Origin of the sequence: Pandoraea cepalis (genome assembly GCF_902459665.1) — a bacterium.
GTDB classification, from domain to species: Bacteria; Pseudomonadota; Gammaproteobacteria; order Burkholderiales; family Burkholderiaceae; genus Pandoraea; species Pandoraea cepalis.
Map to the genome: position 1 here is coordinate 41501 of NZ_CABPSL010000014.1, position 15542 is coordinate 57042.

Here is a 15542-nt window from a genome sequence, read left to right on the forward strand (position 1 = left end):
ATTTGACGGTGCTTGCGTCGAAAATGAACCTACGCAAACCACGCAGCCGGTTGTGGGTTTTTTGAAATTGCCGGGCCATAACATCACATAACCCTACTTCACGCAAGGAGCTTATCGATGAAGACTGTCGTTCCCCAAACGCTTCGCAAGCTTGCCCGCGCCGCGGCCATTTCGGTCGGTGTCGCCGGAACGGTATTCGGCGCCAGCGCTGCCTACGCCGACACCACGTTGTACGTCGGCGCTTACGGTGGTTCGTTTGAACAGATGCTCAAGAAGGACGTCATTCCCAGTTTCGAGCAGGCGAACCCCGGCACGAAGGTGGTGATCGTGCCCGGCGATTCGACGACCAACCTCGCGAAGTTGCAGGCGCAAAAAGGCAAGGCCGGCATGGATGTCGTCTTCCTCGATGACGGCCCCATGTACCAGGCCCTCCAGATGGGCTTTTGCGGCAAGCTCGCCGACGCGCCCGTCTATCACGATCTGTACGACATCGCGAAGTTCAAGGGCGGCAACGCCGTGGCGGCCGGCCTGATCGCCACAGGCATCGCCTACAACACGCGCGTGTTCCAGGCGAAGGGCTGGCCTGCGCCGACGTCGTGGCAGGACCTGTCGGATCCGAAGTACAAGGGCAGGCTCGTGATGCCGAGCATCAAGAACACGTATGGCCTGCACGGGCTGCTGGTCGAATCGAAGATCAACGGCGGCAGCGACAGCAACATCGAACCGGGCTTCCGCGCGATGGAGAAGATCGCGCCGAACGTGCTGTCGTTCGATCCGTCGCCGGGCAAGATCGCCGAGCTGTTCCAATCGGATGAGGTCGCCATCGCCGTGTGGGGCAACGGCCGCGTTCAGGCGTTGCGCCAACAGGGCATTCCGGCCGAGTTCGTGTATCCGAAGGAAGGGGCGGTGGCGCTTGCCATGGGCATGTGCGTGGTAGACAAATCCGCCAACGAAGCGCTGGCGCAGAAGTTCGTCCAAATGATTCTCTCGCCGCAGGCCCAGGCCATTCTTGCCGAAAGTGCAGGCGTTGCGCCGTCGAACAAGAAGACGCAACTCTCGATGGCGGTGGCTGCACGTGTGCCGTCGCCCGCACAGATCGACAAGCTCATCCGTGTCGACTGGGATGTCGTCAACGCGAAGCGTGCTGAGTGGACGCAGCGCTGGAACCGTCAGATCGAGCGTTAAGTCGCACGGAGACCCTAAGCGTCATGAGCACTCCATATTTGCGTCTCGAGCAACTCGGCAAGCGCTTCGGTGAGACCGTCGCGGTCGAGGGCGTCGATCTTTCGATTGAACAGGGCGAATTCATTTCCCTGTTGGGCCCGTCCGGCTGCGGCAAGACCACCACGTTGCAGATGATCGCCGGATTCGTCGCCCCCAGCAGCGGTCGTATTCTGCTGGAGGGCCGCGACCTCACGCCGGTACCGCCGGAAAAGCGCGGACTCGGGATCGTGTTCCAGAGCTACGCGCTGTTCCCCCACATGACCGTGGCGCAGAACGTCGCGTTCGGTCTGGACATGCGCCGCGTGGACCCCGGGCAGAAGCAGCGCCGCGTGCAGGACGCGCTGGAGCTGGTGCATCTCGGCCAGCACGCGCAGCGTTATCCGCGCGAACTCTCAGGCGGCCAGCGTCAGCGTGTGGCGTTGGCCCGGGCGCTGGTGATCGCACCGCCCGTGCTGTTGCTCGACGAACCGCTCTCGAATCTCGACGCCAAGCTGCGTGAGCAGATGCAGGACGAGTTGCGCGCGATTCAACGCAAGGTCGGCACGACCACCGTCATGGTGACGCACGATCAGGCCGAGGCGCTTGCGATCAGCGATCGCGTGGTGTTGCTCAACGCTGGGCATGTGGTGCGCATCGATACGCCACATGAGGTCTATGAAGACCCGCGCGCCACGTTCGCCGCGCATTTCATCGGGCAGACCAATCTCATCTCCGGTCAACTCGATGTGCGCGGCGGCGTGGCGGTGCTCGACGCACAAGGGCACCGGCTCGCCGTGTCGCCCGCGCATGCGGGGCAGGCATCGGCGGCGCAGGGCAATGGCCCGGCGACATTCAGTCTGCGGCCAGAACGCATTCGCCTGACGTCGGCGACGGCGGGGCGGCTCGCGGGCCGAGTGGGCCAGCGCAGCTTCCACGGCAACCATTGGGTGCTTACCGTATCGACGGCCCTGGGCGAGCTGCGTGTGCTCGTGTCCAACGATGGCGTGGTGGCAGCCAACGACGGCGAAGCGGTGGGGCTGGACTGGGCCGACGATGCCTTGCGTCTCGTGCGGGAGGGGGCATGAATGCTGCGACGTCCACGCCACCGGAGGCATCGGCCATGCCGGAAATGAAAGCGACGGCGGCAATTTCGCCGGAGATCGCCAGCCAGCGCCGCGCGGCCTGGGCGCTCGTCATGCCGGCGACGCTGTACTTCCTCGTGCTGCTCGCGGTACCGCTCGTCCTGACGTTCGTGTTGAGCCTGCATGGCTTCGACGCGAACCTGGGCGGCGTGCTGCCGACGATCTCGCTGCAGCACTATGCCGACATTCTCACGGACAGTTATTTCTACGAGATCTTCCTGCGCACCTTGCTGCTCTCGGTCGGCGTGACCGTGCTCTGCGTGCTGGTCGGCGTGCCCGAAGCTTACTTCCTGTTCCGCATGCGCGATCCGTGGCGCTCGCTCTGCCTGGTGCTCGTGCTCGGGCCGCTGCTCATCTCGGTCGTTGTGCGAACGCTGGGTTGGTCGATCCTGCTGGGCCGCGAGGGGCTGGTGAACACGGTGCTCTTGAAGCTCGGGCTGATTGGACATCCCTTGCAGCTGCTCTTCACGATGGGCGCGGTGACGGTGGCGCTGGTGCATGTGCTGGTGCCGCTCATGGTGCTCTCGGTGTGGACCTCGCTCACCCGGCTCGATCCGGCCGTCGCGCATGCGGCGCGCTCGCTCGGGGCAGGGCGTGCGACGGTGATGTGGCGGGTGGTGTTGCCACAGATCACGCCGGGCATTCTCTCCGGCAGTCTGATCGTCTTCGCGTTGACGGCGAGCGCCTTCGCAACGCCGGCGCTGATTGGTGGCCGTCGCCTCAAAGTGGTCGCGACCACGGCTTACGACGAGTTCCTCGGTTCGCTGAACTGGCCGCTGGGGGCCGCGATTGCCATCGTCCTGCTGATCGTGAACGTGGCCATCATCACCGGATACAACCGCGCCATCGAGCGGCGCATTACGCGCCGTCTGGGCTGAGGGGAATGCAGATGAATCAACAAGACTCTCGGTACGACCGCAATGGCGTGGGGGCGATCGCGTTTCACGTCGTGTTTCTCGTCTTCATCCTCGCGCCGCTGGTCGTGGTGTGTCTGGTCGCCTTCACGCCGGACGACTTCCTGTCCATTCCGACGCGGCACTTTTCGTTGCGCTGGTTCGCGTCGCTCATGAACGATGAAGACTTTCTGTCGGCGCTGCGCACGAGTCTGTGGCTGGGGGTGACGTCGGCCACCGTGTCGACGGTGTTGGCAGTGCCGGCGGCGATGGGGCTGGCGCGCTACCGCTTTCCGGGGCGCGCCGCGATCAACTCGTTCCTGCTCTCGCCGCTGATGATTCCGCCGGTGGTGCTCGGCATTGCGTTCCTGCGGCTGTTCACGTTGATGAACATGGGCGGCTCGTTCGTGAGCCTCGTCGCTTGCCACGCGCTGCTGATCTTCCCGTATGCGCTGCGCCTGATCATGGCGGCGCTCGTGGGGCAGGCCGACGAAAGCGAACGTGCGGCGCGCTCGCTCGGCGCCGGGCGCTGGACGACGTTCCGCCGCATCACGCTACCGGCGATCCTGCCGGGGCTGGCGGGCGGATGGGTGCTCGCTTTCATCAACAGTTTCGACGAACTGACGGCCACGATCTTCGTGACGGCGCCCACCACGATCACCTTGCCGGTGCGCATCTACATGAACATGAGCGAGACAGTGGACCCGAGTGTGGCCGCCATCTCCACGCTGCTCATCGGGCTGACGTTGGCGGTGATGCTGATCCTCGATCGCGTCTACGGGCTGAACAAGGTTCTGATCGGAAATCACTAAATCATGCAAAAAACGTACGATATCGCCGTCATCGGCGGCGGCCTGGTCGGCATGGCGATTGCCTACGGGCTTGCCAAGCGCGGGCAACGCGTCGTCGTGTGCGATGGCGAAGACAACTCGCTGCGAGCCGCACGCGGCAACTTCGGACTGGTCTGGGTGCAGGGCAAAGGCGGCACGTGCACGGACTATGCCCGCTGGTCGCTGCACTCCGCCAACCTGTGGCAGAACCTGGCTGACGAGCTCTTCGCACGCACCGGCGTTTCCATCGGCTTTCAACGTCCCGGCGGGTTCAACATCGCCCAGACGCCGGAGGAGCTGGCGAGCAAGGTCGAGAACATGCGCAAGCTGCAGGAGGCCGAACCGACCCTCCGGTACGAAGTGCTCGATCACAAGGCGCTTGCCGAGCGTCTGCCGGCCATCGGCCCCGACGTGGTGGGTGCCATCTATTCTCCGAACGACGGTCACGTCAGCCCGCTTTATACGCTGCGCGCGCTATTCGCCGCGTTCGAGCAGGCGGGCGGCGAGTATGCACCGAACCTGCGTGTGACCGATATTCGTCAGACGGGCAGCGCGTTTCGCGTGAGCATGGGCGACGTGTCGCTGGAAGCCGGCCGCGTCGTGCTTGCGGCCGGTCTGGGCAATCGCGATCTCGCGCCGATGGTGGGTCTACGCGCGCCAGTCAAACCGTTGCGCGGCCAGATCATCGTGACCGAGCGCGTCAAGCCGTTTCTCGACTATCCGACCATCTACGTGCGTCAGACCGTCGAGGGCTCGGTCATGCTTGGCGACTCGGCCGAAGACGTGGGCTTCAACGACGGTGTGACGCCCGACGTGCTCGCCGATATCGCCCGGCGCGGTATTGCACCGTTCCCGCTGCTCAAGAACGTGCGCGTGGTGCGCGCGTGGGGGGCGTTGCGGGTGATGACGGACGACGGTCTGCCGATCTACGAGGCCTCCGAGGCCTGTCCGGGCGCGTTCCTCGCGACCTGTCACAGCGGCGTGACGCTTGCCGCTGCGCATTGTGAAACCCTCGCGCCGTGGATTCTCGGCGCGCCGCGTCCTGCGCTACTGGATCATTTCTATGCCAAACGTTTCGCTGCTTAAGTCGCTGGCGCGCAAGGATGGCGCGACGGTGAAAGTATTTATCGAGGGCACGCCGGTCGATGTGCCGAGCGACATGAGTGTGGCGGCCGCGCTGCTCTTCGTGGGCGTGACAGCGTGTCGGACCACACCGGTCACCGGCAGCGATCGCGCGCCGTTCTGCATGATGGGCGTGTGCTTCGATTGTCTCGTCGAGATCGACGGCGTGCCCAACCGGCAGGGGTGCATGACACCGGTGCGCGAAGGCATGCAGGTGCGTCGAATGAACGGTGCGAGGAGTGTGGCATGAGCACGAAAGTCGTGGATTTGTTGGTCGTCGGGGCTGGGCCTGCAGGATTGGCGGCGGCGCTCGAAGCGAAGCGTCATGGGCTCGAGCCGCTCGTCGTCGATGAGAACGGGTTGCCCGGCGGACAGATTTATCGCAGCGTGAGCCGCTCGCCGCTGGCCGACCCGGGCGTGCTCGGGCCGGACTATCTTCGTGGGCGTGGGCTCGTGGATGCCTTTACGTCGGCCGGCATCGCCTATTGGCCGCAGACGCTCGCGTGGCAGATCGGCGCGGACAGACGCGTGTCGGTCACCCGCCAGGGCGCGGGCGGCGGAACGCTGCAGATCGAGGCCGGCGCCATCGTGCTCGCTGGCGGCGCGCAAGAACGACCGTTCCCGATTCCCGGCTGGACGTTGCCCGGCGTAATGGGCGTGGGGGCGGCGCAAACGTTGCTCAAGGCGTCGGCGCTGGTGCCCGACTCCCCGGCGGTGCTCGCCGGCTGCGGCCCATTGCTCTATCTGTTTGCCTGGCAGCTCATCAATGCCGGCGTGCCGGTACGCGCCATTCTCGACACGGCCGAGGCAAGCGGGCGCCGCGAGGCGTTGCGTCACGCGGGCGGGGCGTTGCGCGCGCCGTCGTATCTGATGAAGGGCTTCAAGCTGCTGCGGGCCATTCGTGCGGCGGGCGTGCGGCACGTCAAACATGTCGAAGCGCTGCGCGTGCTGGGAACCACGCACGCCGAGGGCATCGAGTATGTCGCGGGCGGGCGTGCCGAGCGCATCGACACGTCGCTGGTGTTGCTGCATCAAGGGGTGATTCCGAACACGCAGGTCACGCGCTCGATCGGGTGCGAGCATGCGTGGGACGACGCGCAACTGTGTTGGCATCCGAAGACGGACGCCTGGGGCGAGACGAGCCTGCCGGGCATCTTCGTCGCGGGGGACGGTGCGGGTATCGCCGGTGCGCTTGCCGCCGAACCGTCGGGACGACTCGCTGCCGTGCAGGCCGCGGTGAAGCTCGGCAAGCTCGACGCGGCGAAGCGCGACTCGCGCGCGCTGTCGCTGCGCCGTGAGCTGGCGGCACATACGGCGATCCGCCCGTTCCTCGATGCGCTGTACCGGCCGGCCGAGGCGTTTCGCATACCGGCCGACGACAGCACCCTCGTGTGTCGCTGCGAGGAGGTGACGGCGGGCGACGTGCGGCGCATGGCGGGCTTGGGCTGTGTCGGTCCGAATCAGACGAAGAGTTTTTCGCGTTGCGGCATGGGGCCATGTCAAGGCCGGTTCTGCGGCTTGACCGTGGCCGAACTGCTGGCGCAATCGCAGGGCTGTGCGGTGCCGGAGGTCGGGTACTATCGCATCCGTCCTCCCATCAAGCCGGTGACGTTGGGCGAGTTGGCCACCGCGGTCGACGGCGCCGACGTCCTGAGCGAACGTGCCGGCTTTCCCAAGTAGGTGAGGGGACTCGCGCCTCCCACCCGCTACTTTTTTGATTCTTTTGGAGATGTGGTTAATGAGCGATATTCAACGCCATCACACGAACGCACGGATGAGCCGTGTCGTGGTGCATAACGGGACGGTCTACATCGGCGGCCAGACTGCAGACGATCGCAGTCAGGACATCACGGGGCAGACGCAACAAGTGCTCGCAAAGATCGATGGTTATCTGAAGGATGCCGGCATCGACAAGTCGCGTTTGCTCTCGGCGCAGGTCTGGGTGAAGGACATCGAGGCCGACTTCGCCGGCATGAACGCCGTGTGGGATGCGTGGACGAGCCCGGGCAATACCCCGACGCGCGCTACGGTAGAGGCGCGTCTGGCAGCGCCCGATCTGCTCGTCGAGATTGCCGTGATCGCCGCTGCCAAGTAATCGGCAATAACCGCACGGTGTACGAACGAAAGGCCCGCGAGTGTTGAATTGAACCCCGAGAATCGGACGTGGATCCGACGCTTTGGGGGCAGTTCAGTATTCGCGGGCCTTTTGACTCTTTTCGGGCTATGAAAACTGCCGAGGGCTTACTCCGGCACCGCCATCGACGCCGGCGCGCGATAGATGGACTTCTTCCATTGCAGCCCAATGAGGCAAACCAGCGACACGGCGGCAAGGGCGCTGTAGAACAGTGCCAGCGGCCACCACTGTCCCGGCCACGCGTGGGCCAGCACGGTGCCGATCAATGGCGTCAGACCGCCGGCGATCGCCGCGCAGCACTGGTACGACAACGAAATGGCGGAGTAGCGATAGCGTACGTCAAACGCATCGGTCATGAGCCCAGCCATCACGGCATACGAACCCGACATGCACACCACCGCAATCCCGATGCCGATGACGATGGCCACAGGCCGCCCCGTCGACACCAGGGCGAACATGGGATACGGCGACAGCATCGCGAGCCCGGCGGCCCACGCGAGAAACTTGACCGGCCCGACGCGCTGCGCGATCCACCCGGAAAAGAGCTGGTTGAAGAAGTGAACGAACGCCACCACGAACAGGCAGTCCAGGATCATCTCGCGACTCAAGCCAAGCGTCTGGGTGGTGAAGCTGAGCATGAATGTGTTGAGGAACCATGCGCCGGCCACGCCGATCACGTTCGCGCCCAGGCACAGCAGGACGGTGCCCCATGCATTGCGCAGCACGTCGACGATGGGAAGGCGCGCGGGCTTCTCCCGTTCGATGGCTGCAGTGAACTCCGGGGACTCCGATACGCTCGCGCGGATGAATACACCAATGACGAGCAGTACCGCGCTGGCCAGGAAGGGCAGGCGCCAGCCCCAGCCCATCAGCGTTTCGCGCGGAAGATGTCCCACCGTCTTGAAAGCGAGCAGCGCGAGAATCAATCCGGCTGGGCTGCCGAGCTGAGCGAATGACGCAAGGAAGGTGCGCTTGCGTTGCGGCGCATGCTCGCCCGCCATCAGCACCGCGCCGCCCCATTCGCCGCCGATCGCAATGCCCTGGGCGATGCGCAGCACGACGAGCAGCGTGGGCGCCAGTACCCCGACGCTCGCATAAGTCGGCAGGAAACCGATGCCGACCGTGCCGATCCCCATGATCGCCAGCGTGGCGACCAAGGCTTTCTTTCGGCCGATCCGGTCGCCGATGTGGCCAAAGATCAAGCCCCCGAACGGACGCGCGAAGAACCCGACCGCAAACGTGCCGAACGATGCCAGCGTGGCGTAGAACGGATCGCCTTGCGGGAAGAAAAGCTTGTTGAAAATGAGCGCCGACGCCATCGCATAGATATAGAAGTCATACCATTCGATGGTGGTGCCGACGAAAGCGGCGAAGGCGGCACGGCCCGGCTGACGCGCCGGGCTGCCCTGAGCGTGGTTCTGCATGAAATGTCTCCAGGTAAGGATGGCCGGTCTCGATCGCCGGCTTGTTTCGAATGGGGGCTTCGAATGCGTGTTTCGGATGATCGGTCAGCGCGTTCAGCCTTTGAGTACCCCGGCGTCGAACAACCGCTGCTGCGTTTTTGCGTCGACACCGAGCGCGTCAAGCACGGCGCGGGTATCGCCGCCGAGGGTGGGCGGGGGCGTGCGATACGTCGCTGGCGTTCGCGAGAGCTTGATCGGGGTGCCGGTGCCGCGGTACGCGCCGATTTCGACGATCAGTTGGCGGTGGCGCGTATGCGGGTGCCGGGCGACGGCATCGACGGTTTGCACCGGCCCGCACGGCACGCCGCCACGAATCAGCTCGGCCGCGAGCGGCTCGCATGCATGGGCTTGCAGAAGCGTTTCCAGGATTTCCTTCAGCTCGCGGCGATGTTCGCAACGACTGCGGTTGTCCACGAAACGCGCGTCTTCGGCGAGTTCCGGCGCGTTCAGATGCGACATCAGCTTCGCGAACTGCCGGTCGTTGCCGACAGCGAGAAAGATGGGCTCGGTCGCGGTTCGGTAGCTGTCGTACGGCGTGATGTTCGGATGGGCATTGCCGGAGCGTTGCGGCGTGCGGCCGTTGCCGAAGTAGTTGGGCAAGTGCGGATGCAGCAACGAGACGGCACAGTCGTACAGCGCAATATCGAGCGACTGACCCCGACCGCTCTTTTCGCGTTCCGCGAGCGCCAGCAGAATGCCCGACAGCGCATTGAGCCCGGTGACCATGTCCACCACCGGAAGACCGACGCGCAGCGCGGGCCCTTCACTTTCGCCATTCACGCTCATCAGTCCCGTCATCGCCTGAATGGCGGCGTCGTAGCCAGGCAGGCCGCCGAGGGTGCCGTCCGGCCCGAAGCCCGAGATCGCGCAGTGAATCAAGCGCGGATAGCGCTCGGCGAGCCTGGCGTATTCCATCCCCCAACGCTCGAGCGTGCCGGGTTTGAAGTTCTCCACGAGCACGTCGGCGCCGTCGAGTAGTTGCCACAGCACTTCGCGACCTTCCTCGCGCGACAGGTCGACGCAAATCCCTTGTTTGTTCCGGTTGACGCCCACGAAATACGAGGCCGTCTCGCCAACGAACGGAGGGCCCCAGCCGCGCGTTTCGTCGCCGCCCGGGGGTTCGAGCTTGATCACTTGGGCACCGTGGTCAGCGAGCGCCTGCGTGCAGTACGGGCCGCCCAGCACCCGGCTCAGGTCGATGACGCGAAGTCCCTGAAGGGCGCCGGTCACACGAGCGGCGCTCATCGCGCACCGCCTTCCTGCGTGGGCATGAGCGACATCGCGGCGTCGAGGGAGACAGGCGTCTCGTCGACCAACTGTCGAAGCAGCGATGCATCGTCGCGGACGTCCTTCGGCGCGAGCGGGTCGCGCGGCAGCAGCTTGTGTTCGACGATGAGGTGGGCAAGGGCAAGCCGGCGAAAGTCGGGGGCGAGGCGCGCCGCTTCCGTCGCCATGAACACTGCCGTTGTCGCGTTGTACACGGCGCCTGCCGCCTCGCGCACGTTCTCGTCGCGGCCGCACTCCGCCACGCTGTCGAGCGCGGCGCTGGCGCGCTCGAATACGTTGCGCAGCAAGGCGACGGTGGCCGGCGGCAATGCCGTATCGTCGAGCAGCGTATGAACATATTGGCCGAGCGATGCCAGCGCGCCTTCACGTCGCGTGGCCCGTGCCACGTCCAGCGCCACGATGTTGCTCGTGCCCTCCCAGATGGAGCCCAGATGCGCGTCGCGCACGAGTCGCGGGTCGGCCCACTCCTCGATATAGCCCACGCCGCCGCGCACTTCCATCGCGTCGCCGGTGGCCTGGCGAGCGTCTCGGCACGCGCGCAGCTTCACGAGCGGCGTGAGGATACGCACGCATTTGGCCGCCAGCGCTTCGCCACGGTCGGCGCGGGGAAGGAGCATCGCAATTTGCATGAACATCGATCGTGCCTGTTCCGCCGGCAACATGATCTTCAGCAACTGGCGCTGCATCAGCGGCATCTCGATGAGCTTTCGACCGAAGGCCGAACGATGTCTCGCCACATGAAGCGCTTCGGTGAGGGCGCGGCGCATCAGGCCGGCCGCACGTACGCCATTGGACAGACGCGACATGTTGATCATGTCCGCCATCTGCTGGAAGCCGCGGCCCACTTCGCCGATGAGATAGGCCTCGGCGCCGTCGAGCACGATTTCGCCGCTTGCCATCGAGCGGCTGCCGAGTTTGTCTTTCAGCCGAACGATCTGATAGCGGTTGCGCGTGCCGTCTTCAAGCACCTTCGGGAGCAGGAACAGCGCCAGTCCCTTCATGCCTTCGGGCGCGCCGTCCGGACGGGCGAGGACCATGGCCAAATCGGCATCGGCGTTCGAGCAGAACCACTTGTCGCCGGTCAGCTTCCAGACCTCGTTGCCGTCGGCATCGACGCCGCGGGTCGCGCGCGTCACGATGCGTCCGGTATCGGAGCCTGCCGCCTGCTCCGTCATGAACATCGCGCCCTGGAAGAGCGTGTCGAAGTCCTGCGACACGAGCCTCGGCAGATAGCGGTCCACGAGCGCCTTCGACCCGAACTTGCACAGCGTGCGCGTGAGCGAATCGGTCATGCTGACCGGGCAGCAGAGGCCGAATTCGGCCTGGACGAACAGGAACGTGAGCGCGTACTTGACGAGCGGCGGCGGTGCGTCGCTGCGATGACTCATCGAGGCGAGGCCGAGTTCGCTGTACGCCACGCGTTCGAGCGCGACGTAATCGGGGTGTTTCTCTATGTGCTGGATCGCCTCGCCGCGGCGCGTGCGCGGGCGAAGCGCGGGCGGATGGTGATCGGCGGTCGTCGCCCATGCATCGAGTTCGTCAGACGCGCGTTGTCCCAGTGCGACGAGTCTGTCCTGGACCCCATGGAACACCGTCTCGCCCAGGTAGCTCTTGAGCAGCGCGCCGAACGATGGGTCGCTAAGGAAGAAATTGATGCCGCGGCTATCGGGGATGTTGGACGTCTCGGGCGTTTGCCGAAGTTCGAGCATTCACTGTCTCCTGGATTATCGTGCGGTGCCTCGGCACCGTACCTTCTTGGAGACCAGCGTACGTTTCAGTCTGATAATCGTCCAATACAATTGATGGCACGTACGATAAGATCTATTTATCGTTATCCGGGGGAGCGCTTTCATGGAACTGAGGCAACTCAGATACTTCGTCGCAGTCGCGGAGGAATTGCATTTCGGCCGGGCGGCGCGTCGGCTCTTCATCTCGCAACCCGCCTTGAGTTTCGACATTCGCCGTTTCGAAGAACAACTCGGCGTGAAGCTGCTCGAGCGCAGCAACAAGTCGGTGGCGCTGACCAATGCGGGGCAAGTGCTCCTGGGCGAAGCCCGGCGGCTGTTGGAGCAGGCGGAGGACGTGGCCAAGGTCACGCTGCAGTCCGCGCACGGGCTGGCGGGACGCCTGCGCATTGGGTTCGTCAATTCGATGCTCTACCGGGGGCTACCCGAAGCCGTGCAACAGTTCGAATCGGCGCATTCGTCGGTGGAGATCGTGCTCAAGGAGATGAACACGGCGGAGCAGGTGCGAGCGTTGCAGCAGTTGCAGATCGACCTGGGATTTGCCCACTGGGGGCACTTTCCGGCCGAAGTCGAGACGCAGGTGTGGATGTCGGAGGCGTTGCTTTGTTGCCTGCCCGTCGATCACAAGCTGGCGAAGCGGCGGCGCATCGACTTGCGTCAACTCTCGGACGAGCCGTTCATCCTGTTCCCGCGCACGGTGTCTCCGCATTACCACGACCAGATCATTGCCACCTGTGTCGAGGCGGGGTTCAGTCCCCAGATCCGACATGAAGCAAGGCTGTGGCAAACGGTCGTGACAATGGTTGAATTTCAGATGGGGGTCGCCCTGGTGCCGGAAGCCTTGGCGCGCACCCGGTCTCAGCGGGCCGTCTTCATTCCGCTCGCGCGAAACACGTTCTCCTCGCAAATTCTGCGGTTGACGCGCGCCGGCAGCCAACTGGATCTGACCGAACGCTTTCTCGCCGCGCTCACGACGGACGATCGATCAAGGGCGCGCTGAATCCGCACCCCCACCGGATAGGCGACGGCCAACCGGCTGGATCGGCTGTACTCCCCCCACCTCTAAGGGTTTCCCATCATCTTGACTTCGGCTTTTCTTTCGCCAATACTTTGTCCGTACAAAGTAATAAATACCGAACAAAGTCGGTGAACCCAGCCAGGCGATCGAATTCAGGAGGAGGGAGACATGGACGCACTGCAACCCCAGGCGGAGACTACGCGCCGCATTCGTGCGAGCTACGGGCGCTATCTCGAGGAGTTCGAGGTTGGCGATATCTATGAGCACCGCCCCGGGCGCACCATCACCGAGGCCGACAACATTCACTTCTCGCTGCTGACGATGAACTTCCATCCGATGCATTGCGATGCAGCCCACGCGGCCAAGAGCGAATTCGGCCAGTTGCTCGTCAACAGCGGGCTGACCGTCGCCATCGTGCTCGGCATGACCGTCAACGACGTGAGCGGCAAGGCCATCGCCAACCTGGGCTGGAAAGAGATCAAGCTCACCGCCCCGGTGTTCTGCAATGACACGCTCTACGCCGAATCGCAGGTCCTGGAAAAGCGCGAATCGCGCTCGCGTCCCACGCAAGGTATCGTCACCGTGCACACCCGCGCCTTTAACCAGAACGGCGTGCAGGTCATGGAATTCGTACGCAGCGCACTGATTCCGAAACGCGGCCACGGCGTCGGCGACTGAGCCGGGCAGCGCGGCTCAGACGGTACGTTCCAATCGACATCACGCGGGCTGCGCCGAGACGCTCGGCACCCGCGGCACGGCTCGCCGTGATGGCACGGCGATGGAGGCAAGGATGCAAGGCAACATCCGGCAAGGCGATGCAATGCCGATACCCGACGCCCTCGGTCAACCCCGAGACGTCGGCCCGACCGCAAGCCATTCCACACCCCCTACCGACGGATCCGGGCGGGTCGACGCGACCAGCGCCGCGCGCTGGGTCGATCAGTTCGGCTCGGCGCCGCTGAGCCCAGTGCATGCGGTCGCACTCGCCAACGCCGCACATGGCATCACCGACGCCGTCGCCCGCGCAGCTCGCTCGCTCGACTGGCTGACGCCCGACGCCTTCGACGCCACGCTGCGCCAGCAGGAGACATGCGATGCGCACGCTGCATGTTGATGCACCGGTCTCTGCAACGGCCTCAGCGCCGGGCCGCGAGATGTCCGACGCCACTTGCGTTGAACGAACCGCCCTGGCGCTCGACGCTGCGGGTGTCGCCGGTCTGACGGGCGGCTTCGTGCGCCTGCGTGGCGATGCAGCGCTCGACCAGGCGCGCACCGTCGACAACGCGGTCCGTGACGACGTCGCGCTGCCCAACAGCCGCGTGCTGGGGGCGACCCTCGCGCACAAGGACATGTTCTTCCGCGCCGGCGAGCTGACCGAGTGCGGCAGCCGCATCCTCGCTGGTAATCGACCGTTGCATACGGCTACCGTGCTCGCGCGCCTCGATGCAGCAGGCGCGGTCGATCTCGGTGCCCTGCACATGGCGGAGTTCGCCATGAGCCCGACAGGCTTCAACGCGCACCTCGGGCATGGCCGCAACGCCTGGTCGCCGGAGCACGTCAGTGGCGGGTCGTCCAGCGGCAGCGGCGTGGCCGTCGCGCGCGGTCTGGCGTTCGCCGCGCTCGGCTCCGATACCGGCGGCTCCGTCCGGATCCCAGCCGCCGTCAATGGCGTCACCGGCATCAAGCCGACCCAGCACGCGGTCTCGACCTACGGCGTGATGCCGCTGTCGCCAAGCCTCGATTGTGTCGGCGTGCTGGCGCGTACCGCGGTCGATGCGGCGGCGGTGCTCGAAACCGTCTGGGGGCCGGACGCCAACGATCCCCATTGCCTCGTCAGCCAGGCGCGTGATTTCACGACCGCGTTGGCGCAGCCCTTGAGCGAGCGCGACGTCGTCGCGGTGCCCGAGTTCGACACCACGGCACCGATCTCCGACGAAATCCGTGCTGCCGTTGAAAGCGTGACGCAAGCGCTCGAAGCCTGCGGCGCGACCATTCGCAAAGTCGCGCTGCCCGATCTGCGCGAAGCCGGTGCGCTTGCCACGTTGGTGTTGGGCGCCGAGGCCGCCTCGATCCACGGTCAATGGCTGCGCGAGCGGCGTGACGAGTATGGCGAGCAGGTCTTGCGCCGGCTGGAGCGCGGCCTCCTGTATCCGGCCACTCGTTACGTCGACGCGCTGCGCCTGCGAGCCGGCTACACGCAGTCCTTTGTCGAGCGCTATCTGGCAGGCGCGCACGCCCTGCTGCTGCCGACGTTGCCGTACGCGGTGCCGACCATTGCCGAGACGCTCGACGGCGATGCGGACGAGATCGAACGGCGCTTCGGCGACTTCTCCTACTGGACACGTGGCATCAACTACCTGGGGCTGCCGGCGGTTGCCGTACCGGCCGGGCGCACGCAGAACGGATTGCCGACCGGGGTTCAGTTGATCGGTCGCGCGTGGCACGAGGACACGCTGCTGCGTCTCGCGCATCAGTTGCAACAACATACAGACTGGCACCTGCCGTCAGTGGACCGTCTCGGGCCGCTCGATCACGCAGCGATGCCGGCGGGTCTTGATACGGCGCGATCGTCAGTGTCACAGTTAGCCATGGACAGGAAGAGGTAACGCAAGCCCAGAACGATGACGCCATCGTTCGCCGCAAGTCAATTTTTGCTCGCATCACGTTCGCTTCAGACGAACGGATGCCGCCAACGTTCAGGAGAC

15 protein-coding genes are annotated in these 15542 nt (G+C 65.0%); 12 read left to right on the forward strand and 3 right to left on the reverse strand.

What is annotated here, in order from left to right:
• The first annotated feature begins 117 nt into the window (after nt 1-117).
• The 8 genes from PCE31106_RS16655 to PCE31106_RS16690 are packed head-to-tail and all read left to right on the forward strand — an operon-like array spanning nt 118 to nt 7285.
• A complete protein-coding gene (locus tag PCE31106_RS16655; protein WP_017233413.1) occupies nt 118-1185 on the forward strand; it encodes an ABC transporter substrate-binding protein in 1068 nt (355 codons plus the stop codon).
• 23 nt (nt 1186-1208) lie between these two features.
• Nucleotides 1209-2288 (forward strand): ABC transporter ATP-binding protein, encoded by a 1080-nt coding sequence (locus tag PCE31106_RS16660; RefSeq protein ID WP_017233414.1) that lies wholly within the window; start codon nt 1209-1211, stop codon nt 2286-2288.
• Complete coding sequence (locus PCE31106_RS16665) at nt 2285-3223, forward strand: ABC transporter permease (RefSeq protein WP_254441113.1); 939 nt, start codon at nt 2285-2287, stop codon at nt 3221-3223. The genes PCE31106_RS16660 and PCE31106_RS16665 overlap by 4 nt, the downstream gene beginning before the upstream one ends.
• Before the next feature lie 5 nt (nt 3224-3228).
• Complete coding sequence (locus PCE31106_RS16670) at nt 3229-4050, forward strand: ABC transporter permease (RefSeq protein ID WP_017233416.1); 822 nt, start codon at nt 3229-3231, stop codon at nt 4048-4050.
• Nucleotides 4051-5154 carry an NAD(P)/FAD-dependent oxidoreductase gene (locus PCE31106_RS16675; RefSeq protein ID WP_369751573.1) on the forward strand — a complete coding sequence of 368 codons (1104 nt, stop codon included), beginning with the start codon at nt 4051-4053 and terminating at the stop codon, nt 5152-5154.
• Nucleotides 5132-5440, forward strand: a complete 309-nt coding sequence (locus PCE31106_RS16680) for a (2Fe-2S)-binding protein (RefSeq protein WP_150564045.1) — start codon at nt 5132-5134, stop codon at nt 5438-5440. Before PCE31106_RS16675 ends, PCE31106_RS16680 begins: the two co-directional genes overlap by 23 nt.
• Nucleotides 5437-6870 carry an FAD/NAD(P)-dependent oxidoreductase gene (locus PCE31106_RS16685; RefSeq protein WP_150564046.1) on the forward strand — a complete coding sequence of 478 codons (1434 nt, stop codon included), beginning with the start codon at nt 5437-5439 and terminating at the stop codon, nt 6868-6870. Before PCE31106_RS16680 ends, PCE31106_RS16685 begins: the two co-directional genes overlap by 4 nt.
• Nucleotides 6871-6928: 58 nt before the next feature.
• Entirely contained in the window at nt 6929-7285 is a 357-nt protein-coding gene (locus PCE31106_RS16690) for a RidA family protein (protein ID WP_017233420.1), read from the forward strand.
• 146 nt (nt 7286-7431) lie between these two features.
• Here the strand turns inward: PCE31106_RS16690 and PCE31106_RS16695 are convergent, their stop codons facing one another.
• The 3 genes from PCE31106_RS16695 to PCE31106_RS16705 all read right to left on the reverse strand — a co-directional run bounded on the left by PCE31106_RS16695 (nt 7432) and on the right by PCE31106_RS16705 (nt 11783).
• Nucleotides 7432-8748, reverse strand: coding sequence for an MFS transporter (locus PCE31106_RS16695; protein WP_150564047.1), 1317 nt, complete (start codon nt 8746-8748; stop codon nt 7432-7434).
• A gap of 93 nt (nt 8749-8841) precedes the next feature.
• Nucleotides 8842-10032: a CaiB/BaiF CoA transferase family protein gene (locus PCE31106_RS16700; protein ID WP_150564048.1), complete on the reverse strand. Its 1191-nt coding sequence runs from the start codon at nt 10030-10032 to the stop codon at nt 8842-8844.
• On the reverse strand, nt 10029-11783 hold the full coding sequence (locus PCE31106_RS16705; RefSeq protein ID WP_150564049.1) for an acyl-CoA dehydrogenase family protein: 1755 nt from the start codon (nt 11781-11783) through the stop codon (nt 10029-10031). Before PCE31106_RS16705 ends, PCE31106_RS16700 begins: the two co-directional genes overlap by 4 nt.
• A 142-nt stretch (nt 11784-11925) precedes the next feature.
• Between PCE31106_RS16705 and PCE31106_RS16710 the strand changes: the two genes are divergently transcribed.
• From PCE31106_RS16710 to PCE31106_RS16725, 4 genes are all read left to right on the forward strand, one after another.
• Nucleotides 11926-12819 carry a LysR family transcriptional regulator gene (locus PCE31106_RS16710; RefSeq protein WP_017233432.1) on the forward strand — a complete coding sequence of 298 codons (894 nt, stop codon included), beginning with the start codon at nt 11926-11928 and terminating at the stop codon, nt 12817-12819.
• 186 nt (nt 12820-13005) lie between these two features.
• A complete protein-coding gene (locus PCE31106_RS16715; protein ID WP_150564050.1) occupies nt 13006-13515 on the forward strand; it encodes a MaoC family dehydratase in 510 nt (169 codons plus the stop codon).
• 112 nt (nt 13516-13627) lie between these two features.
• The gene (locus tag PCE31106_RS16720; protein WP_150564051.1) at nt 13628-13951 is read left to right on the forward strand and encodes a hypothetical protein; all 324 of its coding nucleotides are present in this window, start codon (nt 13628-13630) and stop codon (nt 13949-13951) included.
• Nucleotides 13932-15443 carry an amidase gene (locus PCE31106_RS16725; protein ID WP_150564052.1) on the forward strand — a complete coding sequence of 504 codons (1512 nt, stop codon included), beginning with the start codon at nt 13932-13934 and terminating at the stop codon, nt 15441-15443. Before PCE31106_RS16720 ends, PCE31106_RS16725 begins: the two co-directional genes overlap by 20 nt.
• Nucleotides 15444-15542 lie beyond the last annotated feature (99 nt).